General features: G+C 51.2%; 26 protein-coding genes and 2 pseudogenes. All 28 read right to left on the reverse strand.

Features of this window, described 5'->3' with window-relative positions; translation table 11 throughout:
• Positions 1-264 precede the first annotated feature (264 nt).
• The gene (locus EDM58_RS09305) at positions 265-861 is read right to left on the reverse strand and encodes a DNA-3-methyladenine glycosylase I (protein ID WP_122913104.1); all 597 of its coding nucleotides are present in this window, start codon (positions 859-861) and stop codon (positions 265-267) included.
• 74 nt (positions 862-935) lie between these two features.
• Positions 936-1,604, reverse strand: coding sequence for a potassium channel family protein (locus EDM58_RS09310; RefSeq protein ID WP_122913126.1), 669 nt, complete (start codon positions 1,602-1,604; stop codon positions 936-938).
• A 26-nt stretch (positions 1,605-1,630) separates the two neighbouring features.
• Complete coding sequence (locus EDM58_RS09315; protein WP_122913105.1) at positions 1,631-2,980, reverse strand: TrkH family potassium uptake protein; 1,350 nt, start codon at positions 2,978-2,980, stop codon at positions 1,631-1,633.
• Positions 2,981-3,135: 155 nt separating this feature from the next.
• On the reverse strand, positions 3,136-4,410 hold the full coding sequence (locus EDM58_RS09320) for a TRAP transporter large permease (RefSeq protein ID WP_122913106.1): 1,275 nt from the start codon (positions 4,408-4,410) through the stop codon (positions 3,136-3,138).
• Entirely contained in the window at positions 4,407-4,931 is a 525-nt protein-coding gene (locus EDM58_RS09325) for a TRAP transporter small permease (protein ID WP_122913107.1), read from the reverse strand. Before EDM58_RS09325 ends, EDM58_RS09320 begins: the two co-directional genes overlap by 4 nt.
• 13 nt (positions 4,932-4,944) lie before the next feature.
• Positions 4,945-5,997, reverse strand: a complete 1,053-nt coding sequence (locus tag EDM58_RS09330; protein ID WP_183187464.1) for a TRAP transporter substrate-binding protein — start codon at positions 5,995-5,997, stop codon at positions 4,945-4,947.
• 31 nt (positions 5,998-6,028) lie between these two features.
• On the reverse strand, positions 6,029-6,373 hold the full coding sequence (locus EDM58_RS09335) for a cupin domain-containing protein (RefSeq protein ID WP_023558553.1): 345 nt from the start codon (positions 6,371-6,373) through the stop codon (positions 6,029-6,031).
• 3 nt (positions 6,374-6,376) lie between these two features.
• The gene (locus EDM58_RS09340; RefSeq protein WP_122913109.1) at positions 6,377-7,051 is read right to left on the reverse strand and encodes a DUF2848 family protein; all 675 of its coding nucleotides are present in this window, start codon (positions 7,049-7,051) and stop codon (positions 6,377-6,379) included.
• Positions 7,052-7,077: 26 nt separating this feature from the next.
• Positions 7,078-7,854, reverse strand: coding sequence for a carbon-nitrogen family hydrolase (locus EDM58_RS09345; protein ID WP_122913110.1), 777 nt, complete (start codon positions 7,852-7,854; stop codon positions 7,078-7,080).
• A gap of 19 nt (positions 7,855-7,873) precedes the next feature.
• Complete coding sequence (locus tag EDM58_RS09350; protein ID WP_122913111.1) at positions 7,874-9,322, reverse strand: 4-hydroxyphenylacetate 3-hydroxylase family protein; 1,449 nt, start codon at positions 9,320-9,322, stop codon at positions 7,874-7,876.
• 93 nt (positions 9,323-9,415) lie between these two features.
• Positions 9,416-9,868 (reverse strand): pyridoxamine 5'-phosphate oxidase family protein, encoded by a 453-nt coding sequence (locus EDM58_RS09355; protein WP_122913112.1) that lies wholly within the window; start codon positions 9,866-9,868, stop codon positions 9,416-9,418.
• 16 nt (positions 9,869-9,884) lie between these two features.
• Positions 9,885-10,550 (reverse strand): GntR family transcriptional regulator, encoded by a 666-nt coding sequence (locus EDM58_RS09360; RefSeq protein WP_122913113.1) that lies wholly within the window; start codon positions 10,548-10,550, stop codon positions 9,885-9,887.
• A 125-nt stretch (positions 10,551-10,675) separates the two neighbouring features.
• Positions 10,676-11,311, reverse strand: coding sequence for a hypothetical protein (locus tag EDM58_RS09365; protein WP_122913114.1), 636 nt, complete (start codon positions 11,309-11,311; stop codon positions 10,676-10,678).
• Positions 11,312-11,335: 24 nt separating this feature from the next.
• Positions 11,336-12,097 carry a S16 family serine protease gene (locus EDM58_RS09370; protein WP_183187465.1) on the reverse strand — a complete coding sequence of 254 codons (762 nt, stop codon included), beginning with the start codon at positions 12,095-12,097 and terminating at the stop codon, positions 11,336-11,338.
• 211 nt (positions 12,098-12,308) lie between these two features.
• Positions 12,309-13,439 (reverse strand): N-methyl-L-tryptophan oxidase, encoded by a 1,131-nt coding sequence (solA, locus tag EDM58_RS09375; protein ID WP_122913116.1) that lies wholly within the window; start codon positions 13,437-13,439, stop codon positions 12,309-12,311.
• 111 nt (positions 13,440-13,550) lie between these two features.
• The gene (locus EDM58_RS09380) at positions 13,551-14,408 is read right to left on the reverse strand and encodes a MetQ/NlpA family ABC transporter substrate-binding protein (protein WP_122913117.1); all 858 of its coding nucleotides are present in this window, start codon (positions 14,406-14,408) and stop codon (positions 13,551-13,553) included.
• Between the two features lie 86 nt (positions 14,409-14,494).
• Positions 14,495-14,539: pseudogene (locus EDM58_RS26535) on the reverse strand (hypothetical protein); the annotation flags it as partial.
• Positions 14,540-14,589: 50 nt separating this feature from the next.
• Positions 14,590-14,931 (reverse strand): annotated as a pseudogene (locus EDM58_RS09390) (Rieske (2Fe-2S) protein); the annotation flags it as partial.
• A gap of 18 nt (positions 14,932-14,949) precedes the next feature.
• Entirely contained in the window at positions 14,950-16,059 is a 1,110-nt protein-coding gene (locus EDM58_RS09395; protein WP_122913119.1) for an amidohydrolase family protein, read from the reverse strand.
• A gap of 120 nt (positions 16,060-16,179) precedes the next feature.
• Entirely contained in the window at positions 16,180-16,827 is a 648-nt protein-coding gene (locus EDM58_RS09400) for a TetR family transcriptional regulator (protein WP_122913120.1), read from the reverse strand.
• 131 nt (positions 16,828-16,958) lie between these two features.
• Positions 16,959-17,681: an amino acid ABC transporter ATP-binding protein gene (locus EDM58_RS09405; protein WP_122913127.1), complete on the reverse strand. Its 723-nt coding sequence runs from the start codon at positions 17,679-17,681 to the stop codon at positions 16,959-16,961.
• A gap of 8 nt (positions 17,682-17,689) precedes the next feature.
• Complete coding sequence (locus EDM58_RS09410; RefSeq protein WP_122913121.1) at positions 17,690-18,358, reverse strand: amino acid ABC transporter permease; 669 nt, start codon at positions 18,356-18,358, stop codon at positions 17,690-17,692.
• 59 nt (positions 18,359-18,417) lie between these two features.
• Complete coding sequence (locus EDM58_RS09415; RefSeq protein ID WP_246000629.1) at positions 18,418-19,266, reverse strand: transporter substrate-binding domain-containing protein; 849 nt, start codon at positions 19,264-19,266, stop codon at positions 18,418-18,420.
• A 13-nt stretch (positions 19,267-19,279) separates the two neighbouring features.
• Positions 19,280-20,866: an N-acyl-D-amino-acid deacylase family protein gene (locus EDM58_RS09420; protein ID WP_122913122.1), complete on the reverse strand. Its 1,587-nt coding sequence runs from the start codon at positions 20,864-20,866 to the stop codon at positions 19,280-19,282.
• Positions 20,867-20,891: 25 nt separating this feature from the next.
• The gene (locus tag EDM58_RS09425; protein WP_122913123.1) at positions 20,892-22,235 is read right to left on the reverse strand and encodes a helix-turn-helix domain-containing protein; all 1,344 of its coding nucleotides are present in this window, start codon (positions 22,233-22,235) and stop codon (positions 20,892-20,894) included.
• Positions 22,236-22,492: 257 nt separating this feature from the next.
• A complete protein-coding gene (locus EDM58_RS09430; protein WP_122913124.1) occupies positions 22,493-23,938 on the reverse strand; it encodes a hypothetical protein in 1,446 nt (481 codons plus the stop codon).
• Between the two features lie 12 nt (positions 23,939-23,950).
• Positions 23,951-25,057: a hypothetical protein gene (locus EDM58_RS09435; RefSeq protein ID WP_122913125.1), complete on the reverse strand. Its 1,107-nt coding sequence runs from the start codon at positions 25,055-25,057 to the stop codon at positions 23,951-23,953.
• A 2-nt stretch (positions 25,058-25,059) separates the two neighbouring features.
• Positions 25,060-25,350, reverse strand: a complete 291-nt coding sequence (locus EDM58_RS09440) for a YkgJ family cysteine cluster protein (RefSeq protein WP_023558577.1) — start codon at positions 25,348-25,350, stop codon at positions 25,060-25,062.
• Positions 25,351-25,650: the final 300 nt, after the last annotated feature.

Genomic DNA, 25,650 nt, shown 5'->3' on the forward strand with positions numbered 1-25,650 from the left:
GGCGCGCTGGCCGCTGAAAATCGTGTTCCGCCTTTTCCGTTCCGGCTTGGTCAAGATCCCAAATGCCTTCGCTTTTTTTCCCTTTTTCCTTGACCAGCTTTTTCTGGTCTCCCTTCTACCCTTTGTGGGCTTCTCATGAGGGAGCATGATCCGCCAAGTCTAGTAGCGAAAGATTCGTGAGGTTAGCTCTCCGAAAGTACAAAAAATGTCCCTGCAGCAGAAGTGTTCTGCCCGGGACATCTATAATTGTTTTGACTTGTATATTCAAACTTTGCTGCCGAGCGTTCCAGTGGCAGGATCACGCTCCACCTTTGCGTAACAATGACAGGTCATAATATGATCGTTGACCATCCCTACTGCCTGCATGTAGGCATAGCAAATCGTCGACCCGACGAACTTGAATCCGCGCTTCTTCAGATCCTTGCTCATTTGGTCGCTGATCGGGGTCTGGGCCGGCACTTCACTCAATTGACGAAAATGGTTCTGCATCGGCTTGCCGCCCACAAATGACCAGATGTACTCGCGGAAGCTTCCGAATTCCTCCACGACCCGAAAATAAGCGTGGGCATTGGCGATTACCGCCTGGATTTTCAGTCTGTTGCGCACGATGCCTTCATCCTGGAGCAGCTCTTCTATCTTCTTCTCGTCGTATTGGACGATTTTCGCGGGGTCAAACTGGTCGAACGCGCGGCGATAGCCTTCCCTTTTTTTCAGGATGGTATACCAGCTCAAGCCGGCCTGCGCCCCTTCGAGATTGAGAAATTCAAACAGCAGGCGATCATCATAGACCGGAACACCCCACTCCTGATCGTGATACGCCTGATACAACGGATCCTCTGTCACCCAGCCACAACGGTTCATGCCCAACACTCCTCTGCCAGCGAACATATATTCTGATTTCAGAATAAAGAATGTCAGGCTGAAGTGCAAGTTTACTAGAGTTTTGCCGGCTCCTTCCCATCGGCGAATTGCTTCAGGCAGGCATTTTCTCCAATCATGAGCAGGACGTCATTTTCCTTGATGATTTGGTCGGGAGAAGGATTGACGCTGATTTCTTCACGGGTTCTGATGGCGATTACGCTCAGATGGTATCTTGCCCGAATGTCCAATTCACGCAAGCTTTTTCCGGCCAAGCGGGAAGGCACCTTGATCTCCTCTATGCTGTAGTCCTTCGACACTTCAATAAAATTCAACACGTTCGGCGACATCAGACTGTGGGCAACCCGTTCACCCATATCCCGCTCCGGGTACACCACTTTATCCGCTCCTATTTTGCTGAGCACTTTGCCATGGTATTTATTCAGTGCCTTCGCTACGATATGCTTCACACCGAGCTCTTTTAAAAGCAATGTGGTTAAAATGCTTGCCTGAATGTCATTGCCGATCGAGACGACTACGACATCGAAGTTGCGGATTCCGATCTCCCGCAACGCATTTTCCTCTGTGGTGTCGGCGATGACCGCATGAGTAACAAAGTCCCGGCTCTCTTCAATGCGAACTTCGTCTCTATCGATCCCCAGAACCTCATTCCCTGCCTCGTACAGTCGATTGGCAATACTGGAGCTAAATCGCCCCATCCCGATGATGGCATACTGTTTTCCCATGATGCCCATAACCTCCTTTTCATGTACTACCCAATCATGAGCTTGCCTTTCGGATACTGGTAATGGTCCTTGCGTCTCTTCCTGGCAAGGGCGAAAGCGATCGTCAGGATGCCGACCCTTCCGGCGAACATCGTAAACATGATCAGGATTCTTCCTACCGTAGAAAGCTCTGGCGTCAGTCCCATGGAGAGTCCAACTGTACCGAAAGCGGAGGTGGCTTCAAACAAGATCATGAAAAAATCTGCCCCTTGCTCTGTGATCGTAAGACACATCGTGATACATGTCACAAGCAAAAGGCCGACCATTGTTACCGTCAATGCCTTATAGACCAGATCGTATACAATCCGGTGCTGAAAAAAGGCAATATCCTCTTTTCCTTTGATCTGCGACCATACCGCTCCCAATAAAGTGGCTGTCGTGGTCGTTTTGATCCCGCCCCCTGTAGACCCCGGAGATGCGCCTATGAACATGAGATAGATCGTTAATAGAAGCGTAGGATGGGTCAAATCCGGGATATTGAGTGTGTTCGAGCCTGCTGTCCGGGGAGTGACCGCTTGAAAGAAAGAAGCAAGAATTTTCCCCGATGCGCCAAGCGGTTGTATGGTTTTGGGATTATTCCATTCAAAGAAAAAAACAAGCAAAGTGCCCGCGACTACCAAGATGGCACTCATCGCCAGAACCACTTTGGTATGCAAGGAAAGGCGGCGGATTTTCCGGTATTCATACAGCTCATTCATGACGATGAATCCGATTCCGCCAAGCGTGATTAGCGTGGCTACAACCAATGTGACCAAGGGATCTTCTGCATAGTCAGTCAGACTTTTGAATTCCCCCATGAGATCAAAGCCTGCATTGTTAAAATTCGAGATGGCATGGAAAAACCCAAAGTATATCGCCCTGCCCAGCGGCATGTCATAGGCAAAGCGAAGACTGAGCAGCAATCCTCCGACGCCTTCTATGATCACCGTAAAGATCAGGATTCTCCTGACTAGGCGAACAATCCCCTCAATGGAGAGGTGATTGAGAGATTCCTGAAGAAGCATTCTTTCTTTCAGGGACACGCGCTTTCCTAGGATAAAAGCAAAAAAGGTGGCAAAGGTCATGAATCCGAGTCCGCCTACTTGAATTAACGATAAAATCACCAACTGTCCAAACAAGGTAAAGGTAGAGCCCGTATCCACTACCACCAGTCCCGTCACACAGGTAGCCGAAGTTGATGTAAAGAGGGCGTCCAGCCAAGGCAGCCCCTCTCCGTTTTGCGTCGCTACGGGCAAAGATAAGAGAATGGCGCCAATCAGAATGATCGTAATAAAACCAATGACCAACACTTTCGGCGGATCAGGCGTAAACCGTTTTGATGATTGCTTGGCGGCCAAACATATCCCATCCTCATCATTCAAAATGAATCTTAGTTCCTGTCCGATAGATTACCCAGCAAATGCTGCCAGAATACAACAGCTCCCAGCCGATTGAAAAAAGCCGTGCCCCTGCACAGGTATTGTGCGGGCACGGCTCACATGATAGAGAGAGGTTACAACTTTATCCATTGAAAAATGGCAGTTGTCAGTTGCGGCACATAAGTGATCAGGAACATCACGACGAACGCCATGACCAGGAATGGCAGCAACGCCCTCACCAAACGCTCGATTTTGACCTCCGCCAAAGCGGACGTCACAAACAAGACGGTCCCCACTGGCGGCGTCATCAGCCCGATTGTCAGGTTGATGGTGATCAAGACACCAAAGTGAATCGGGTCCACACCGTAATTCATTGCAATCGGGTAGAGAATCGGCACCAACAGAATCAACGCTGCTACCCCGTCCAGGAACATCACGACAAGAAAGAGAATCAGGTTGACCAGGAGCAGGAAGGCCCACTGCGTATCAGCAAAGGCCAAGATGCTTTTGGCAATCAACTGCGGAATTTTTTCATACGTCAGCACCCAGCCAAACAGGTTGGATACGGTGATCAAAAAGGCAACAGTCGCCGACGTAATGACGGTATTGCTTAAAATTTTCGGCAAATCCTTGAATTTCAGCTCGCGGTAAAAGAAGGCTCCTACCAAGAAGGCGAGCAGCGCTGCGATGGCAGCCGACTCCGTCGCGGTGAAGATCCCCAGCAAAATCCCCACCATGATAATGGTTGGAATCGCCAATGCCGGCAACACGTTGAGTGTGTCCTTCCAGACCTTGCTCCAAGTCGGACGTTCGGAGCGGGGAAAGTTCTGTTTGATCGAGATCACGTAGATCATCAGCGCAAAACAAACGCCGAACAGAATCCCTGGCACGATCCCGGCAACAAACAACTTGCTGATGGACACGCCTGCCAACACGCCGTAAATGATAAACGGCATGCTGGGCGGAATCAGCGGTCCAACGATGGAGGAAGCGGCTGTCAGCGCGGAGGCAAAATCGCGCGAATAGCCTTGCTTCTCCATCTCCGGCACGATGGTGCGGCTCATGACGGCTGTCTGTGCTGTAGCCGAACCCATAATGGAAGCGAGGAACATGTTTGCCGCCACATTTACATAGGCCAGCCCCCCTCTGACGCTTCCAAAGACGACAGACGAAAAACGGATCAATCGGGTCGTAATCCCGCCTGTATTCATCAATTCGCCGACAAGAACAAACATCGGAATAGCCAGCAAGCTGAAGTTCTGGATGCCGTTGAACAATCGCTGCGGAAGCGAGTCAAACATGCCAAAGTTTCCGGTGGTCAGCACGTAGATAACGGTGGTCAATCCGAGAACGATCGCGATCGGCACGCCAAACAAGAGCAAGAGAAAAAAGAGAATCAGCGTGATCATGGGGCAGTCTCCTCCTTGACGGGCGGCGTCCCCCCGGTTTGCAAGAGTTTCATCAGGTTATCGATGCCGAAAAGCACGATCAGCACCATACTGACTGGCAATGCAGCAAAGGTCACCCACAGCGGGACTGGCAATGTCGTCGCCATCTGGTTCAGCACTCCCTCGGAGGTGAGCCATTTCCAGCTGTAAACCCCGACGACTGCCCCAAAAAGCACAATCGAAATCTGGCTCACCAGTCTGAGGATAAAGAGAGGGGTCCCCTTTAACCGATCTTCCAGCAGCGTTACCGAAGCCATCATGGAGCGCTTCAGGCCGATGCTTCCCCCCAAAAATGTAATCCAGGCAAACAGGATCAAGGACAGCTCGTCCGCCCAGTAAATGGGACTGTTCAAGAAGTAACGAAACACGACGGCAGCTACCAGATTTACCGCAAGGACCGCGATGATCGCCACATTGATCCATACCGTTATCGTCTCTATGACGTCACTAACCCGGGTCAGCATGTTTGCTCGTTTTTCCATTCAGGTGTGCTCCTTACTGGTTGGAAATCTCTTTTGCTTTCTTGAGGAAGGCGGCAATCTCAGGGCTCTTCGCGCTCCAAGCCGACTCTACCCCTTCTACGTATGGTGCGAAATCTTCTTTTTTCAGCTCGCTGATCGTAAAATCAGGCTGTTGTTTTAAAAATTCCAAACCTTCAATCTCATTTTTCGAGACATCTTGAACGTTGAATTCCATCGCTGCCGTGATGCTTTCCTCCAACAGCTTCCTGTCTTCGTCAGACAGCCCGGACCAGCGATCCTTGTTGATCAGAATACCGCCGATCCAGTACATATGCTTGGAAGGCGTCATTTCTTTGGCGATCTCGTACAGTTTTTCCGGTTGCACAGATTCCGAGTCGATGTCGATTCCATCAATGACTCCGGTTTGCAAAGCAGTATACACCTCGGTCAACGGCATCGGAGTCGGGCTCACCTGCAGGGATTTGTAGTAATCAAGAATCGTCGGGCTCGGTGTCACACGAAGCTTCTTGCTCGCCAGATCAGCCGGCTGTGTGATCGGGGCGGATTTCATCAGGTAGTAACGAAAGCCTGAGGAGAGATAGCCCAGACCATGTGCATTGTTTTTGCCAAGCGTCTCAAACAGGGCCATCGATTCCTGGCTGCTCCACAGCTTGTATGCTTGTTCATGGTTATCTACAACAAATGGCATCAACCAGGCGCCGAACGCGTCGGAATGGCTGCTCAGCTCGGCAGCGGTGATGACTGCCATATCGAGGTTGCCTGTATCCAACTGCTGCATCATATCTTTTTCATTTCCCAGTTCGCCGCCCGGATACAGCTCCAGACTGATGCGTCCATTCGACTTGCTTTGCAAATCTTGATTCAACTTTTCTAGAGCACGGTTCCAGGAATGATTCGGCTTCGTGATGTCACCGATTTTGAGAACGAGATTTTCTCCCCCGTTTCCAGAGGGAGCGGAACCACCTTCAGTGGCCCCGCCTGCAGAATTGGATGCACCGCCGCAGCCGGCGAGCGATAGCGAGAATGTCAACAACGCGGCGATGGAAAGCAACAGTCCCTTTTTCATAGGATACCCCCTGTGGTATACGGCCATCGGCTTACTTGGAATAGTAGCGAACTTCAAAGATTTTGCAGCCGTTTGGCGACTTCCATGGACCGTGCTTCATTCCTGGAGGGCGCGTAGCCACCATCCCTGCAGTAAACTCCTCGTTCAGCACCAGGTCGATGATCGAGCCTTCAATAATGTACAGCTCTTCCCAGAAATCGTGAATTTGCACACCGTTCGGGCTGGTGTCTGTACCTGGTTCAAATTGCAGGATGCGCGTTGCTACATTTGTCTCGGGATCACGTGCGATAATGCGCTCGGACAGGCCTTTCACATTTTCAAACGGGATTGCTTCAAATTTGGTAAAATCAGTAAATTCCAGCTCTCTTTTTGGCATTTCTTATTCCTCCTCGGCATCTTTCAAAATTTTGACCATGTATTGAAGGGAAATGGTCTTCTTGGTTACGGGGTCAAACAGCTCTGCACGGAACGCGGTTCCAAATTGGAAGTGCCCTTCCAACAGCGGCAGGGTGCCGCAAAACAGGGCGATTCCTCTGCTCGCGTAGCCGCGCTCTTCGACGATACGGTACAATTCCTCTGGTGTCATGAACGAGTCCAGCTTGCCCGACTGATAGAGCTGTTCTTCTCCATCCACGAGAACCCAGCTTCGCATCTCGATCTGATCCCAGTGGTCCACGATCTCATCCAACGCCCACAGTTCCTTGGAAACCGGCTTGGCGCAAACCTGCTTGGATTTCTGGATCGAGATGGCTTCCAGCACGCGATCGGTATGATCACTTCCCAATCCTATATACCAGCGGCCGTCGATGTCCAGTGCGACGACTTCCGCCTCTCCGCTTCCATCATTGCTCACCTGGGTCAATTCAGGAGACGGCTGCAATAATTCCGGAGAAAGATCGTACATCATCGGGACGCGCGGCGGTGCGGGAATGCCCAATTCCTTTAACTCCTCGATATGTGCGATCAATGCCTCCTGGTCCTTCGAGGTGTAGCCTGCGATGACCAGTCGGCGTGGTTTGAAGCTTACTACATGGTCAGCTACGATAAATTCCATAACCTGTTACTCTCCCTCCTTGAATGTCAGGTTGGCAATACGCGATGTTTCAATTGCGGGAATACCTCGCGAATATGTGAGATTTGCTGCAAATCAATTTCTGCCTTCAAAATCGTCTCTTGCTCTCCGGCGGAAGCGATGGTCACGCCCCACGGGTCGACGATCTGGCTGTGGCCGCCCATCACTACGTTCTTGGTCGTCCCCACACAGTTGGAAGAAATCAGATAGCATTGGTTTTCCAAAGCGCGCGCCTGATTGAACAGATTCCAGTGAGCAAGACGCTGATGCGGCCAGCCCGAGGTGATCAACAGGATTTCCGCCCCCATGTCCACCTGCTTGCGGAACAGCTCCGGAAAACGCAAATCGTAGCAGGTGGCCAATCCGACGTTGCCAAACGGGGTTTTGACCACGCTGATCTCTTTGCCCGGCGTCAGCAATTGCCCTTCGGCTGAACCGTAGCGGAACAGGTGAATCTTGCGGTAGGTCCCGATCAAGTCCCCATCCGGATTGAAAAACAGGCTGGTATTGTAATAGCTGTCGCCGTCTTTTTCTACAAAGCTGCCGGCGAACAGATGGGTCTGCAAAGCCTTTGCCTTTTTCGCAAACCGCTCCACATACGGCCCGTCGAGCGGCTCGGCCTCGGCATGATAACGATCAAAGGAGAAGTAGCCGGTAGCCCAGATCTCCGGGAGCAGAATCAGATCCGTACCCGCCAATCCGTCCAGCATCGCCTCTACGCGTTCGATGCGCTGCTCCTTGCTCTCCGTATCCTTGATCTCCACTTGAATCGACGCAACCTTCATGATCGCCATCCCCTTTCCCTTATTCCGGCAAGCCGTAGCTGTCGAGGAATCGATTGACCAGCTTCAGCGGCTCTTCATAACCGTAATTGCGGAATGCGTACCCGCGCACAACGAACGGAGCGCCATTGTAGAACAATTCGTATTGCTGATGGCGTCCGCCAAATTCGGAGCCAACGATATCCCAGGCAAGTTTGAAGAGTTTGACTTTTTCCTCGGTGCTTGCATTCGATGAGCGAATGTACTTGCGAATATCGTCCTTGGTTTCCGGGTTGATCATTTCCTTGTACGAGGACGGCACCTGCAGAACACCGCCTCCGGCCAGCTCGCGAATGATGGAGATGATTCTCGGATAGATAGAGTCCTGCATTCCGACTACACCGTACAAGTAGCGCGGATGAGGCTTGGCGATGCCTTTGTGATCGATGAGGCAGTTGTACTCGGCGGCATAAAGGCTGCCCTCTACCTGGGCTGCGATAGACGCCAGCTCCCCCAATTTTTCCTGAACCTGCGGGAACTTGTCGGTTCCGTTCATTTCCGTCATTTTGCGGGCAACGCCCAACAGGAATTTCAGCTTGGTGACAAAACGGATCTGCGCTTGCGTATTGCCCAGGATATGAGCAGGCGTCTCATGGAATTGCGCCCGGGTCAGCTCGATGTTTTTATAGACAAAAATCTGTTCCCACGGAATAAAGACATCCTCGAAAACAACCAGCGCGTCACTCTCGTCATAGCGGGTCGACAATGGATAGTCGAAGGTGCTCGGCTTATCCTGCGCGAAGCTGGGACGGGCGTAGAACTTGAGGCCCGGCGCATCGATCGGCACCACGAAGGACAGTGCATAATCCTCGTCTCCCGGACGCAGCGGCGTGATGCAGCTTACAAACAGATGGTTGGAGACTGCGGAGCTGGTGCCCAGCATTTGCGAGCCGCGCACAACAATACCGTCAGCCCGCTCTTCATAGACGCCAACTGGCAGGAATTTTTCCTCTTGCTCATGTGCCGCTTTGCTGCGATCAATTTGCGGCGGGATGATGACGTAGGTAACGAACAAGTCCTGATCCCGCGCCATTTTGTAATAATCGAGAACATTTTGCTTAAACCGCTCTCCCCCCCGTTCAAACACCTCGGGATGCCCGGCGAACGATGCCAGGAAGCTCGCTACGTGGTCGGGGCTACGTCCGGCAAAGCCGTTTGTCGCTTCGGCCCACTTGGTCAGAGCAATGCGGCGTTCTGCCAGATCTTCGCGGCTGCGGGGGATCTTGTAGGCGATGTTTGCTTTGGTGCCATCTTCGGTTAGATAAGTCATCCCGTTGGCTTCATCGGCTGCCATGTCATACAGACTTGCAAACGTTTTCACAATTCCGCTAAAAGCAGGATGGGTTGTTATGTCGGAAACTCGCTCCCCATTGATGTAGATGCAACGATTGTCTTTTAATGAAGCGATGTATTCTGCACCCGTTCTTACCACGGCTCTCTCCCTCTCTTCTGCAAATCTTTTTAATTTTCTGTATAGGAATACTGAATTGTGTGTTGTGTATACATTAAATAGCCTAAAAAAAATTTACACGTTGTGTAATGCTCCTCGAATCTCATCATCCAGTTGTTTGACCAGTTCTGGCTTGTATGTTTTCACAAAAGCCGGTTCCTGCACGATCTTCCCGCCGTAAAACATGATGTCTCGCAGTTCTTTTACCTTGACCTCGATGAGCGCCATCTTGAGCGTAAGTTCTTCCGTTTTGCGAACCTTCACCGCTGCTTCCCCGCTGATCGAATACGAGGTTTCCAGGCCGATGAAGTTCAGGACGACTCGCGGATCCTGGTCGATAATCTTGACGAAGTCTGACTTGCTGTCGATTGCAAAGCGAATCGTACTCTCATCGATGGCATACACCCAGGAGAGCGCCGTCGAATAGATCTGCTTGCTTTCAGGCTCCACGGCGCTCAAGAATACTACAGTCTGTCCTTGCAATACCCCGGCCAATTCTTGCGTAAGCTGGGTTTCTACCTTTGCCATATGTCTGCTTTCCCTCCTACTCCTCCCAACCGCGCAACGAGCTTTTGGTATTGGCGAGATGGTCAATGATGCTAGCCGCTGCCTGAAGTGCGTTCTTGTCGCTCAACGCTTGAATGATTGTCCGGTGCTCCTGCAGCACCTCGTTCATCCGATTTTTCTTTTTCACCGCTTGCAAACCAATCAGGGTGCTGAGATTGTGCAGGTTCACCAAAATCTGCTCGACCAATTCATAGTTTGCCAGCCTGGTAAGCGTGAGGTGAAATTCCTGATCGAGACTGATAAAGGTGACTTCATCCCCATTGTTCATCGCTTCTTCCTGCTCTGCACAAATTTCCTTGAGCATTTCAATCTGCTGCTGCGTAATCGTGGAAGCCAGTTTTTGGATGACTTCGCTTTCGATGGATTTACGCAAAAGAAAGATTTGCTCCATTTCGTTCTTGGTTACCTTGCGAACCTTGAGTCCTTTTCGCGGAATGGAGATAATTAAACCTTCCTTCAACAGATCCTGAAGGGATTCCCGAACTGGGGTCCTGGAGGTATTCAGAGTCTCTGCCAACTTGACCTCAGTGAAAATCTCGTCTGCCAAAATGCGTCCGGTCAGGATGGCGCTTTTAATCTCCTTGTACACTCGCTCTTTGGTTGTCTCTTCTTTAATAATGGGATTTAAATTGAATCGATTCATTCTTTCCACCCTGCTACAAGAGCCGCCTTTCTGTCGGGGCTTTGTTTTATGTATACATAATACTTTATACTGTGTTCGTTCGTCAACAAAGAGTTTGAAAATTCCTGTAAAGGGGAGGCATTCCGTCAGGTTACCTCCGGAATTGCCTCTCCCTCTTCTACCAGCGCGCGCTGCTGCTGCTGATACTCTCTCACTGCTTTCAACCCGCTCGTCACAGCGACGAACATCACCAGGTAAAACAGCGAGACAAGCACCTCGAACCCGGTCGTCCATAGGAGCAGACTGATCGAATACTCTTCGTCCATCAGCAACTTCCGGTTCAGAAAGCTGTAGATCATGTGGGAGAAGTAGTAAAACGGAATGAACGTACGCAGCCTCACCGCATGTCTTACGGTGCTGGCATCGAGCTGGATCAGAAAACGGGACATGTTCGAATAGACGGTCCATAGTCCGAAGATGTTATAGAACGGGATCAAGATCCGGCACAGGGCCCCGCCAGGAGTGATGGGATAATTCGCAGAGATCTCGTTGTATTCCTTATGCACAAGAAAAATCCAGCCCAGAAACAAGATGGTCGTAATCACCGCCGAAATCATGGTAAATACGCCAACCAGGATGTCGATCCTCAATATGAAATCCAAATAAAATTCCTCATCCCACGCTTCCACCAGGCTGAGAAGAAAACTGACCGTAGAACTCGCCAAACCCACAATCAAAAAGACGAATAAATACTTCCCCCATGAATCCGCTCTATCTTGCATCGATTTGCTCCCCTTCTCTATTCTTTACGGCAAATTGGATAAATACTCCAATGCCTCATCCAGTGTTTCTACCGGGACGATCTTCATGTTCGGATTCACCGTAAGCTTGTATTGTTCCGCTTCCTTTTGATTGCTCTCCCCCTCGTAATACAGGGAGTAGACTTCCTCGTCCTTTGGCAGTAAAAAATGGGTTACCCCATGCTCTTCGGCGGTCAACAGCTTTTCTTTGATTCCATCAATCGAGCCGACTGTACCATCGAACTCCATCGTGCCTGTTCCGGCGATCTTGTATTTGCCACCTTGCGAAAAATCGATTCCGGTCTCTTCCTCCACAAGCCCAATGGCGACCATCAGACCGAAAGAATCCCCGTGATATTCGGCTGCTTGGTCCAGGATACGGGAATACTTCTCGTCTTGCGAACTGTCGATTTCCTCCGAATAGCCCGAAGCCTCGAGCGCATTGGAGATCACGACCTCCTTGTAGACATCCCCCATCTCTTCCTCTTCCCATTCCCTCTCCGCCGGGGTCATAGGCTGAAATCGTACTGGTCGGTCATTGCCGAAATACTCCATTTGCACAAGGAATTTTTCCAGGTTGTTGTTCGTGACGCCGCCTTCGATATACGTAAAATAAACATTTCCATCAATGCCCAAGTCCTGTATCGGAACGATATCGCCTGTCGCATAAAAGCTTTCATAGCGCGGATACCCAAGCAAAAGGGTCACCAACGTCGGGATCGCCAACAGCCCCGCCACGACCCATTTTTCTTTTTTGGTAAACTTCAAATTCATCACCTGTCAGGAGGATTCTTTTTACAGATTATATTAGAAAAACTAGGCTTATCGCCAGATCAAATAGCGAAAGCCTTTGTTTTTCTTATACTTTCATCCTTTATCGCGTCAGCGAACTTTATTTTCTGAAAGTACAATGTAAGTACCCGGGACTGAAAGCCCCGGGCCTCTTCTTACCGATATGAATCTCCTGCGACTTTCATTCCTATTGAAAACGGCTCAGGGAGAACGCTGAGATGTCCATCTTTGCCTTCCCTTGCAGGGTCAACTGCATCGCGATCTCCCCGATGGCGCTGGCAAACTTGAAGCCATGAGCGGAACAGGCCGAGATGAGCAGCACATGGTCATGCTCGGGATGGCGATCGATGATAAAATCATGGTCCGGCGTCCAGGTCACAAGGCATACCTGCCCGCGCTTGCTCTGTCGGGACACGGCCGGGAAAAAACGCTCTACCATCTGCGCCAATTCCCCCTCATCGTCCGGTTCCGCGCCAAACTCCCTGTTGGCCTTGTCAGGGTCTACTTCCCTCCCCGCATCGTGACTGCCGATCTTCAGGCCCGAGCCTTGAATGCTGGGAAATCCGTAGAAGCGCTCACCCGGCAAATCCATGAAATACGATGGAAAATGGCCAAGCCCGTACAGGGACTCGTCCGCTTCGTACCAAACGGCAGTTTTGCGGAAGGGCTGCAGAGGAATGGACAGCTCGCGCAGCAAGGAGCCTGTCCACGGACCGGCCGTTACAATCAGTCGAGCCGCATGGACAGCTCCTTTATCCGTATGCACCGTCACGCTGTTTGGCTGATAGGTGATCCGATGCGCTCGCGTGTTTGTCCAAAGCGTCGCTCCATGCTGCTGCGCCACTTTTCGATAAGCCCGGATGCACGCTTCGCTGTACAGCAGCCCGGAATTCGGTTCGAAAGCGCCAATCAGCTCATCATCGATCCGAATGCCCGGCCAGCGTCTTCGTACTTCTTCCGCTTGCAGGACCTCCAGCGGCAGGGAAAACTCCCGCGAGCTTGCGATTTCCTCTGTGATAAATGCAGAATCCATGTTGCCCAGTCCCAGCACACCCGTCTTTTCGAACAGGCGCGTCCCGGTTTCCTGCTCCAGCTCATGCCACAGCTTCTGGGCGTGCAGCACCAATGGCACATATTTCTCCCCTTCGCCGTATGCATGGCGGATCATCCGCGTATCCCCGTGATGGCTCCCCTGTTGGTGCGGCGGGTCATAGGCATCGATCAGCAGGACGCTTGCTCCCTGTTTGGCGATACATGCTCCTGCAGCCATCCCCATCGAACCAGCACCCAGGACAATGACATCGTAGCTTGGATTCATATCGATCCCATCCTTTCACTCTGTTTGAAAGATTCTCAAAATGATGCTGAAAAAAAGGTCCCCTCCTGATAGGAAGAGACCTGTATGAAAGGCTGTATCATTCACGTCCGATTACCAGGCAGCTACCATGGAATCGCCGTATTTTTCTTCCACAAACTTTTTCACTTCGTCAGATTGATAAGCTTTCACCAGTTTTTGGAAGACAGGCTTATCTTTATCCGCTTCGCGAACTGCGATGATGTTCACCCATGGAGAATCTTTTGGCTCCATGTAGATGGCATCTTTCGTAGGAACCAGTCCCGCTTCGATCGCAAAGTTGGTATTGATGACCGCAGCAGCCAGATTGCCCAGTGTTTTCGGGATGAAAGCAGCATCCAGCTCTTTGAATTGCAGGTTTTTCGGATTTTCTGCGATGTCGAGGACAGTTGCTTTGACGCCTTTGCCCTCTTTCAGCTTGATCAAGCCAGCACTCTCAAACAGAATCAAAGCACGTGCGCCATTGGTCGGGTCGTTAGGCAGACCTACGATGTCTCCTTCTTTCAGTTCGGAGATGTCTTTGATTTTTTCAGAGTAGATCCCGATTGGGAAGTTGAGAGTATTCGCCAGCTTCACGATGTGCGTGCCGTGGTTGGCATTGAATTCTTCCAGGTAAGGCACGTGTTGGAACGCGTTGGCGTCCAGATCGCCTTTTTCCAGTGCTTTGTTCGGCAGAATATAGTCGTTGAAAGGTACCAGGTCCAGGGTCAGGCCGTCTTTTGCCGCGACTTCCTTGGCCACTTTCCAGATCTCTTCCTCCGAGCCGGACATGACGCCGATTTTCAGTGTTTCAGTCTGTTGTTCGGCTGCTGGAGCATTGCCTTCCGAAGCTCCTGTGTTGGTTTGCGGAGCCGCTTGCTGTCCGCCGCCGCAACCTGTTACCACCAGGGCCATGACCAGACCCATGAATAGAGACAGATATGATTTTTTCATGATTTCCCCCACTTTTTATTTTTCCGATTGGATAACTACGAATTAAATTATCCACATCTTTTCTCATTTCGTCAATCTTTTTCTATTTATGAAAAAACTACTTTCAGGAAGATAGAATACAAGAAAATGCTTTGCGTGTCACCTGTTTTGGCTCTTTATCCAGATAGAGGACAATCTCTCCATTTTCTTCTTTGATTTCATAGGTTTTGAGCGAGACATCGGGAGAGAACATCGCCTTGCCGGTCTTCAGGTTGAACTCCCAGCCGTGCAGCGGGCAGCGAATGATTTCATTGTGATGCGCGTAGACGTATTCATGCGGCTTGGACGGCAGCATCGTTCCTACCACTGAGCCGTACAACATCGGGACCCCCTGGTGCGGACAACTGTTGCGAAACGCGTAGCAGACGCCTTCTGCGCGAATCATGCCGATCCCCACGCCGTTCACTTCGATCAATTGACGATTGCCCTCCTGCAATTCCTCTGCGCTGCATGCAACCAGTCGATGCTTTTCTTTTGTGTTCACAGTCTGCCCCTCCTTCCCTTAGAACCGGAATGACTCCAGCGGATTATGATAAAAGATTTTGTCTTTCAAGTCTTGCGGGAAGTGCAGGAATGCCCGGTCGATCTCATCCCCGTCCCAATGCGGGTAATCGCTGCAGAACAAGAGCATATGCTCCGCGCCGATCATCTGGATGATCTCAATCAGATCCTTGGGGCGGGCTGGCTCCTCGATCGGTTGTGTGCCGAAACGGATATTGCGGCGGATGTATTCGCTAGGCAGCATTTTCAGCCAGGGAACCTCATGGCGCAGCGCTTTCCAGTTCTTGTCCATCCTCCACATCGTCGGTGCGACCCAGGAGAAGCCGTATTCGATGAAGTTGACCTTCAGATTCGGAAATTGCTCAAACACGCCGTCGCATACCAGGCTGATCACATTGCGCTGCCCGATCAGTCCCAGCGAGGTGTGCCATTCCATATAGGTCGAAGCCGGGCCGACACCCGCAGTCGCCGCGTATTCTCCCGTCCCCTCGGAGTCCGGGTGCAGCACGATCGGCAAGTTGTAGGCTTCGGCAATCTCGTAGATCGGCCAATAGTGGCGTTTGCCGAGCGGAATGTTTACGCAATGCAGGTTGATCCCGACGATCTCGGGTCTTTTGCCGATGCGCTCGATCTCTTTGACCGCCATTGCCGGATCAAGCGGCGTAACCTCCATCGTCATCCGGTAGCGCGGGTCGCTTTTGACCCACTTGTCGTACAGCCAGTCATTGGCGGCAGACGTATATTTCGCAGCCACCTCGACATTGTGAAAAGCCGCCATCGTGCCGTGTCCGATGTTCAGGATGCCATAGGTCGTGTTGCAGCGGTCCAGCAAATCCTGCGCCAAAAAAGCCGGATCGCTGCCGGGAATGTCGCCGTTTGGCGGAAAAGCGTCGGCACGCAGTGGGACGGGCAAGGGATTGGCATACGGAGAGGAAGGAAATTTGAAGGAGCCGCTGTTTTGCTTCGCCAATGCGCCTTTGGCAAATTTCCCGATGTTCATGTATTGCTGAATCGACTCGTCGAGATACGGGACCAGCTCGTTGAAGTCGCTTAATACCGGATGGATGTCGCAATCGATCAAGCCGCCTGTTCGTTTGGATGGAGTTACCATGCCCTCTTCACCTCATCATTTCGATAGAGTATAGATCACGATCATTTTATGAACGCGTTCATTTTTAGATGAAACTATTATCTCTCTGCCGAAAAAGAGGGTCAAGAAGAAAAAAACGGACTATAGCGTCCGCATGATGGTTCTGATATATTTCATGGTTTTCTCGGCTGCTTCCAGCGGATCGGCATCACGTCGCTTGTTCAGCAAGGTAGTCATCATTCCTTCCCAGATTAGCACTGACATCTCATTCACTTCGGTAATCCGCTCATCGGAAAGCTCCCGCTCCTGCTTGGCCAATTCCAGCAAGGCCCGGCTGCGCGAGGTCAGATCCGGGTCGTACAGCATCGGCCTGATCTCCTCCGTGAAGCCGATCAAGTCACTGGAGTAGATGGAGAAATAATGCTCCAGCATGTCCTTCGGCTTTTGCCCCAGATCCGCGATGAACAGGGCGTGGTAAATCTGCGGTTTGGCAAAAGAATGTTTGCAAAAGCACTCCCAGCTCAGGACGTATTTTTCCTCGTATGTCTTGCCCCGCTCCAGGTATAACGGCAGCTCTTGCAAGTATTCCTTTACAAATCGCATGGAGGCAAAGTAGATCAGGTGGGACAGCTCCTCGAAGTAGTTGTAGATCGTCGAGCTGGTATACCCGGCGCGCTCCCCGATCTTGCGTGCGCTTACCTGCTCCAGGCCCTCCTCCTCGATGATCGCTACTGTCGCGTCCACGAAGTATTGGAGCATCCGCTTGATTTGGATTTCTCTTCTCGCCATGTGCGGTCTCCTTTCTGGTTTCTTTGTTAAGGTTGATTATAGCGTATGGGACGAAATAGTTGGGGAAGAAGGAAAGAAAAGCTGACAAAAAACGAAATGGTTTTTCGCCAGCTTCTTCGTATGCATTATCCCTATAAAATCTGGCTCAAGAAACGCTGCGTCCGCTCATGCTGCGGGTTTGCAAACAGCTGCTTCGGTGCCCCTTCTTCAATGATCTTGCCATCGTGCATCACGATGACACGATCTGCCACTTCCCGGGCGAAACCCATCTCGTGAGTGACAACGATCATCGTCATCCCCTCCTTGGCCAGCTCTTTCATCACACCCAGCACTTCGCCGACAAGCTCGGGATCCAGCGCCGAGGTTGGTTCGTCAAACAGCATGAGGCTAGGCCGCATTGCCAGTGCCCGTGCAATCGCTACACGCTGTTTTTGTCCACCGGAGAGCTGATCGGGATAGACGTTCGCCTTGTCGCGAAGCCCGACCTTGTCGAGCAGCTTGTTCGCATCGGCAATGGCTTCGTCGCGCTTGATTTTCTTCACGTGAACAGGTGCTTCGATGATGTTTTCGATCACGGACATATGCGGAAACAGGTTGAAGTGCTGAAACACCATCCCGACGTGTTCACGAATATGGTTTAGATTGTCCTTCTTCGGATCGATTTGCTTGCCATCAATATAGATCGCGCCGCTGTTGATCATCTCCAGAAAATTCAAGCAGCGCAACAGCGTACTTTTCCCTGAGCCGCTCGCTCCAATCAGAACGACGACCTCGCTTTTCTCGACAGTTAGATTGCAGTCTTTCAGTACGTGCAGATTGCCGAACGATTTGTTCAATTGTTTGCATTCAACCATCGTCTCTTTCATGTTCTCCCGCCTGCCTTTTCGACATCCATCCGTTTTTCCAGCCTGTTTAACAAAAAGGTAAAGAACAGCACGAGAATGAGATAGTATAACCCGGCGATGGTGTACGATTCAAATTGAAGGAACGTACGGGCGGCAGTCGATTGTGAAGTCAGATACAGCTCCTGAAAGCCGAGCAAACCAACCAGTGAAGAATCTTTCAACCCGATAATAAACTGGTTGCCGAGCGGCGGAATCGCACGCTTAAACGCTTGCGGCAAAATAATCCGCCGCATTGCCAATGGATACGGCATTCCCAATGAACGTGCGGCTTCCATTTGCCCTCGATCAATTGATTGAATCGTCCCTCTGAAAATCTCGGCGATATATGCCCCGTTATGAATGGCAAGAGCCAATGCACCAGCCCAAAAATCTGTTAACAAAATGAGCTTGGCAATACCGAAATAGAGCACCATGATCTGCAGAATTAGCGGCGTACCACGGATGACAGTAATGTAGGTTTTTGCGATTCCTCTCAATAGCTTCGAGTCAGAAATCCGTAAGAATGCAAAAACCAATCCGATACAGATCGCAATTACGAGGGAAACAGCAGTAAGTTGAACAGTGAGTCCGGCTGCCTTTAAGAAACCAAACCACGTTTCACCTAGTAGATGAAAGAAATCTTCCATTCGGCACGCTCCTTAAAAAAAGATGCGCAACACGGATGCTGCGCCAATCAATTGTTCAGTCATTCATTCGATTTCGACAGCATGTCTTTGTTAAACCACTTCTTGCTGATTTCCAGGTAAGTCCCATCTTCTTTCATTTCATCCAAAGCCTTATTGATCGCATCCAGCAGCTCTTGATTTCCTTTTTGAACGGGAATGCCGCATTCGTCGACAAATAATGGATCTCCGATTGCGATCGCCGGCAGCTTCCCATTTTTCACCGCATCCATTCCTACGCCAAGGTCCGTGATGACGACATCGATCCGCCCTTCATTTTTTAACTCCTGCAGGGCAAACAAGTCGGTCTCATACTCTTTCACCTTGCCGTCCGGACCAACCAATTCCAGTGCGAAGTCCTTGTACGTGGAAGCTGTGACGACGCCTACCGTCTTTCCTTTCAAATCATCCTTGCTTTTGATTCCAGAGGAGTTCTTCTCGTTCACAAACATAACGGCTTGCTGCAATAGATACGGCTTGGAAAAATCAACCTGTTTCTGCCGTTCTTCTGTAATCGACATACCGCCGATAATCGCATCGTACTTGCCCGCATTCAGTCCCTGCAAAATCGAGCCCCACGGCGTTTGGACGGCAACCCCTTCCAAGCCCAGCCGCTTGCTGATTTCCATGGCCACATCGACATCAAAGCCGATCAGTTTGTTATCCCCATCCGTATAGTTGTAGGGCTTTGCCATGCCGCTCAGGGCAAACATAAATTTTCCTTCCTGTACAGTTTTCAGCTTGGAAGCTTCTGCCCCTTTGCCATCAGCCGCATTGGTTCCTGGTGTTTCACCCTGATTGCCGCCACACCCCGCTAACAGTAACGAAAATGTAAGCATCATGCTAATCATTCCAACCAAGCCTTTACGCATTCTCCATTCCCCCCTATTCGCTTCCTCTACGAATGACCTTGCCCGCGACTGCGCCTGTATACACGCCATGCTCGACAGCGATCTGACCATTGACCAGCACATACTTGATTCCGAGCGGTTCTTGCAGTGGATCTTCGTATGTCGCCTGATCGATTACTTTGTTTGGATCAAAGACGACGATATCCGCCCAGTTGCCTTCGCGCAGGAATCCTCGATCCTTTAGCCGCAGCAATTGCGCCGGCGCCCCAGTCATCTTGCGGACTGCTTCCCAGACCGGAAAAGCTTTTTGCTCACGCGAATAGTGACCAAGTACACGTGGAAACGACCCGTACAAGCGGGGATGCGGTTTGCCGCCGAATACCCCATCAGAACCGACCATGTGCAAAGGGTGCTTCATCACCTGGAGAATATCCTCTTCCACTCCCCAGTGAATAATCATCGTGACTGCCGAATTCTCCTCGATCAGGAGGTCAAGCGCCGCGTCGGATGGGTCGACACCTCTCAACTCACCAATTTCCTTGACGCTCATCCCTTCCAGTCCACGATTCTTCTCGGAGGCGACAGAAGCGATGACGATATTGCCCCAGCCGTTATTGCGAACCGTATTGTCGTACTCACCGTTTGTCAGCATCTCCTGTTTGACCCGTTCACGAATGGCTGGATCCTTCAACCGCTCGAGCATCTCTGCTGTCCCGCCATCATGCATCCATGGCGGCAAGATCGCCTGAAACACGGTAGACGCGGCCGTATACGGATACTGGTCAAAGGTAATCTCGATTCCCTCTGCCCGACCTGCCTCAAGCTTGGCCAGTGCCGGCGCGAGCTTGTCGCGGTTGATGCTACCGCACACTTTGAAATGCGAGACGTGCAGCCGTACACCCGATAGACGGGCGACATCAATCACTTCGTCCAGTGCTTCTAGCGAGAGATTGCTCTCGTTCCGAATGTGGACGACAAAACAGCCGTCGTACTTGGCAGCAGCTTTGCAAATCTCCACCAATTCTGTCTTATTGGCAAACACACAAGGAGGATACTGGATACCGGATGATACCCCGAAAGCACCATGTCGCATCCCCTCCTCGACCAACTCGGCCATTTTCTGAATTTCCGCTGGTGTAGCTTCACGTGCTTCAAAACCCATCGCCAGTGTTCTGACTCCTCCGTGCGGAACTAGATAAGTGGCATTGCCGGCAAGGTTCGCCCCTTCCAAAAACGCGAGGTACTCATCGACTGTATTCCACGGCCAATCGGGAAAATCTCCGTTCAAGCCCTTAAGCTGCTGCTGCCAAAGAGGTTTGGTTGCGTCAGAAACCGGGGCGACTGAGATTCCGTCTTGGCCGAACAGCTCTGTCGTTACTCCCTGCAGCACCTTGATTTTGTGTACATCCGGCTTCGTGCACCACAGATCGGAGTGAACATGCGGGTCGATAAAACCAGGCGCCACGACAAGGCCGCTCGCATCGATTTCCACTTTTCCTTTTTCATCTCCTGATTTGGAAACTTTCGCTATTTTACCCTCGCAAATCCCGATGTCCAGTTGCGTCCACGGGTTCCCAGTCCCGTCACAAACCATCCCATTGCGAATCAAAATGTCAAACATGTTGACCTCCTTTTCATTGGCTCCTTCAAGAAAAATGGTTTTCGTTCCCTGACTTCATAAAGAGGCTTGGCTTTAGCTGATACAATTGGCGGGGTCTCCCTCTTGAGACAGGCTGTTCCTCTCCGACCACAACCGCCATATCGGATTGTTCCAGCCTGCTGAGAATTCGTCTGGCACTGCGGATCGTAATGCCAAAGCCAATAGCCAGTTCGGCGGCGGTCACTTTCGAACTGCCATGGCTTTGGAAGTAAGAGATCAGCCTGTTAATCGTCCCCACGCTCAAGCCTGCTTGTCGGGCTAGCTGCAGCCGCTGTGGGTCATCACTGCGGACACAGTATCCGATCACTTTTTCGTTGCCAAGCAACCCTAGCACGTTGCCGTCTTGCATGACGATGTAGCAGCTTCTGCCTCCGCCTAATCTAGCCTTTTGCAAGGCTTCTCTCGCTTTGATTTCCGCTTCGTTTGCCGTCTTTCCCAACCCAATCCCGATGCTGGCTGACAGGTTCAGTTGATTGACGATCTGATCGAGCAGCGGGTAGTAGCTGAAATTATGGGTCGTCCGTTCAATAACGCCGAAAGTGGTGACAAAGGTGATTTCGTCTCGGTCCGACCAATTCATCAGAGCTTGGGTTTCCTCACTGTAGTCAATCAAAATCTGTTGTACGGCCAATTTCTTCCGCTGCAGCTCATATTCAGAGCTGCCCGATTTTTGCGCGAAACTGTCCACGCAGATAATCACAATTGCCAACTGCGTATCGCTGAGCTGTACGCTTTTCCCTTCCAGCTCGGCCAGCTGCAAACATTCTTGAATGGATGTTTTGGTCGGGATAATGCGGTAGCAGGGGACGCCCAAATGCACGAGCTGTTTATGGACGGAATTCATGCAGGTAAGTACAGCATCTACTTTCCGATTCATCCATAGCTCGTAGTGAAACTGCAGCATATCATCCGTTGTTTGACCCAGCTGAAACTCCTTCACGTACATTTTTTCGATACTGATATCTAGCTCTTCCAGTCTTTCTTCAATCTCTTCTTGGCGCAAAATGTCGATGCTGAACCTCAGGTGGCCTTCTTTGTAGCGGTTTTCCCTCAAAAGTTGAAAAAAAACACGGTACAAGCTTGTTCCGTTATGGGGAAGGAAAATCATCGGTTTCCCTTCCTCAACCTCTTCACGTGCAAGCTGATAAGGAATCGGGCCAGCAAACAACAGTACATCTGCTTCATTCTTGCACTGATACACCAGGTGTGCTGTTTCCTCGACGTCTTTGTAGCCATACGGCAGCAAGGTTATGGTTGGACATGATTTTGCAACCGTAATAACCTCATCTACCAAATCGTAAGGACCAATGAACGCAACATTAATTTCCATCTCTACCTATCACTTCAATCCTGATGATTTTGATCGCGCGGCCGTATGATTTCAAAATTCAGAATCTTTTTTATTATCTTACCTAGGTCTTAAATATCGGTCAACGTCCGTAAGTGGACCCTTATTTGAACAAAAATATCCTGTCCTGAAATCGTGAAACGCCGGACTCCTTTTCAGGAATCCGGCGTTTAGAAGAGAAATTTGTCGCCCCAACTGACCGCGTATAGACAGGACAGGTCCACCCTCACTCCATTCTCCTACAGCACCAATGGCTTGCCTTTCTTCATCGCCTGATCAAAATCGCTGAACTTGCTCAGCTTCAGCTCTTTGCCCAAGGTCGCGGAAAAACGCTCCAGCGCGACGACCGTATCGACAAAGCGGTCGGCAGCCATGCTCGCATCGATCTGGCGGAAGCATTCCTTCATCTCCCTGGATTGATGGGCGATTGTTTGAGCGATGAGGCGTTCAAATTCTTCCCGTCTTTGCGCCAGCTCAGCCGCAGCCGCATCACAGAGGGCGATGACTCGTTGCGCCTCGGCTTCCGCCAGATTGGCTTCTTTTACAATCGCCAATGCCGATTGATAGACACCTGTGGCGACCATATATCCAGCCACGCTCCCTACCACAGCTCCGACAGGCCCAAAGGCGGCACCTGCGGCCGCTCCGGCGTACATGCTCGAAGTGGTGCTGACACCAGTTTGTCCGATTTTCTCGACCGCTTGCGTGCCTGTGATATCTCCTTTGGCGTATTGGAGCACGGTGACGCCCATGTCCACGATTCCCGCAGCGATGGCTGTAGCAGCATTGGACTTTGCCAGCGCTTCAATCCCGGCCTTTTCCGCTGCCGTGCGGATCGTGACACTGATCGCTCCTGTTCCAGCGCCTCTCACCCCCGCTACTCCTGTGTCGCGGGCGACCTGCTTGGCAGCTTGCCCCAGCTCCAGCTCTCCTTTGGAGACGGCAATCCCATTCTTCACTGCGGAGATTGCACCGCCGATCACTGCGGAGGCTGCTGCCGCCTGCGCGGTTGTTACGCCCATCTCTTTCTTGATTTGCTCCCATTCGATTTTCGAACTGAAAGCACGGTGGTTTTCCGCAGCCTGGATCGCTTCATCATAGGTCGTTCCCTGTGAGCTGATCTCCCCGTGCTTAAGCTTGCCTGTCACATTTTTCACAGTGTCCTGATAATTCTCGCTGTAGATCGAACCGCTCTCCGCCCTGCGTTCAGCCAGCTCCCGCACCCGATCCGCCTTGTCCAGATTGACCAGCTTTTGCATCCCCTGATACTTTTCATCGCTGACCATATGCGTCAAGCGGGAAGCATCTGCACTGGACTTGGCCTGGACCTCCTGCAGGACCTTCTCCCCTTTGCGGATGAGAATATCTGCCTTGGCATGGGGGTCTCCTTCCAGCGCTGTCACGATAGCACGGAGATCCGAACCTTTGGTGGCGGCGTCCATGTTAAATCGGGTGGCTTCGATAATCTCGTACAAATTCCCCTGCTTTTGCCCGACGCCGACATTTTTCAGGTTTTCACCCATTTCCCGCAAGGCACTCATCCCCGCTATACCCGCATTGGTAGCCTCAGCCTCGAATCTGGCGGCATGGGCTCCCAACTGGCTTCCTGCGAATGTCTCCAGAGTCCCCGTCCCTTTTTTCTTTGGGTCATCCTTCTTTTTTCTGCCAAACAAAAAAGAAAACATGCGCGAACCCCCTCACTCTCTTCCTTCTGTCAGGAGATAGCTGTCAGCCCGATCGTCTTCGTCAGGAAAGTAAGGCTGAATCACGGCTACGCACTCTTCGTTCAACCCGCCCTTTTTATCGAGCAATGGCGTCTCCAGCAGCAGCTTCATCGCTTGCGCCATCTGATAGGCGGCATGCAGCGTCTCTTTTTGCGTCATATCCAGATCATCGTATTGCAAAGGAAGCTTTCTGCCTGCCAGTCGGGAGAAGAATTGCTTTATCTTGAACAAGAAACGCTGGCTCCGCTTCTTCTCCGCATCAGCGATGGACTTCTCCAGGCGCTCCATCATGTGATCCATGCGGCTGGACATCTCATCGATCGCTGCGGTGAAATGATCTGCAATGTCACAAATCGCCTGCAGCATGCTGGCGCCTGTCCGGAACTCTTCAGCCGCTTTTTTGGCCTTCGCCAGATTGCTGTTTGCTTCCGCCAGGTTTTTCTTGGACTTGGCCTCCAGCAAAAAACCTCCTAATGCAATTGCCGGACCCGCGATGATTCCGCCCAGAACGGCGGCACCTCCCGCTATCCCCAGTCCGCCTGCTGCGAGCGAGCCTCCTCCGAACCAGGCCAAAGTCGCATTGGTAGCGGCTACGCCAGACAAAGCGGAGATGGCGGTGCCCGTCGAAGCCGAGGCAAACATCACTGCTCCCCCATAGGACGCCACGCCTGCCAAAGCTCCTGCACCCAGCGACTTGATCCCGCCTGAGACGACCTCGCTTGCCTGCATGGAGACATGGCGCATCTGTGCCAGCTCCTGGTCTCCGACGATTGCCATCCTATTGCCGTCTACGGCAGCCGCCCCCTGCAGCTCTACCTTCGTTACCTTTTCCGCCACTCGCACGAATCGGCCCATCTGCTCGTCCCAGACCCGCAATTTCAACTCGCCCAGCTCGGCCAAAGCTTCTGTCGCCTCTTCTTTGGCGTTCTCCAGCTCAGCACGTGCCTCCTCGTAGATTTCCTCTGCCTGTTCGTTCAGGTCGCGAGCTTCTGAATTGTTGGAAACCGATTTTGCGCCTTTATAGAGGCCGACCGCCCCTGCTGCTACTGCAATGCCTCCCAGAATCAATGGTAGTGGCATGCTTATTCCTCCTTGCTTTTCTCGTGTTGTCTTTGAAGCTCTTCACATATCCTGCTATTTTCGAGGTAAAACTCTTCTTTGGAAAAATACTGATGGTAGACCTTGTGATACATCACATCCACGCGGCAAATGTCTGGACGGTTTTCGTAGATGGAGCAGCGGTGGTCCTTCAAGTGGATGCAAATCCCGTCACCACGGTCAAATGACGCCAGCTGCTCGATGCGTCCGATCTGCCGGCAGCATAGTCCGCAGCTTGTGCAGGGAAACCCCTCGCTTTCTTCTGTTTCTCGCACGATTGCGTACCTCTCTTATTGATAAATGAATTCCAAAGTATTCAACAAATTTCGACCAAATCAGGCAATACCCTTCTAAAGTTTTAGGTATTTTTTCCTGTTTTCGAATTCCGTAGGATCATTGGGAAATAAAATCTTTCTTTTGGGTTGGTGGTCCAACGGACCCTAGTGGCGGGGAGGAAACCAGCTAATATTTTGTCAAGAGTATCCTTATTATTTTCTTTGAAGTTGTGCTATATTGTTGAAAAGCATGCAAAATAACCTCTCTAAAGGGAGAGGTTATGGAAATTCATTCCATTA

Source organism: Brevibacillus panacihumi, assembly GCF_003710985.1.
Taxonomy (GTDB): domain Bacteria; phylum Bacillota; class Bacilli; order Brevibacillales; family Brevibacillaceae; genus Brevibacillus; species Brevibacillus panacihumi.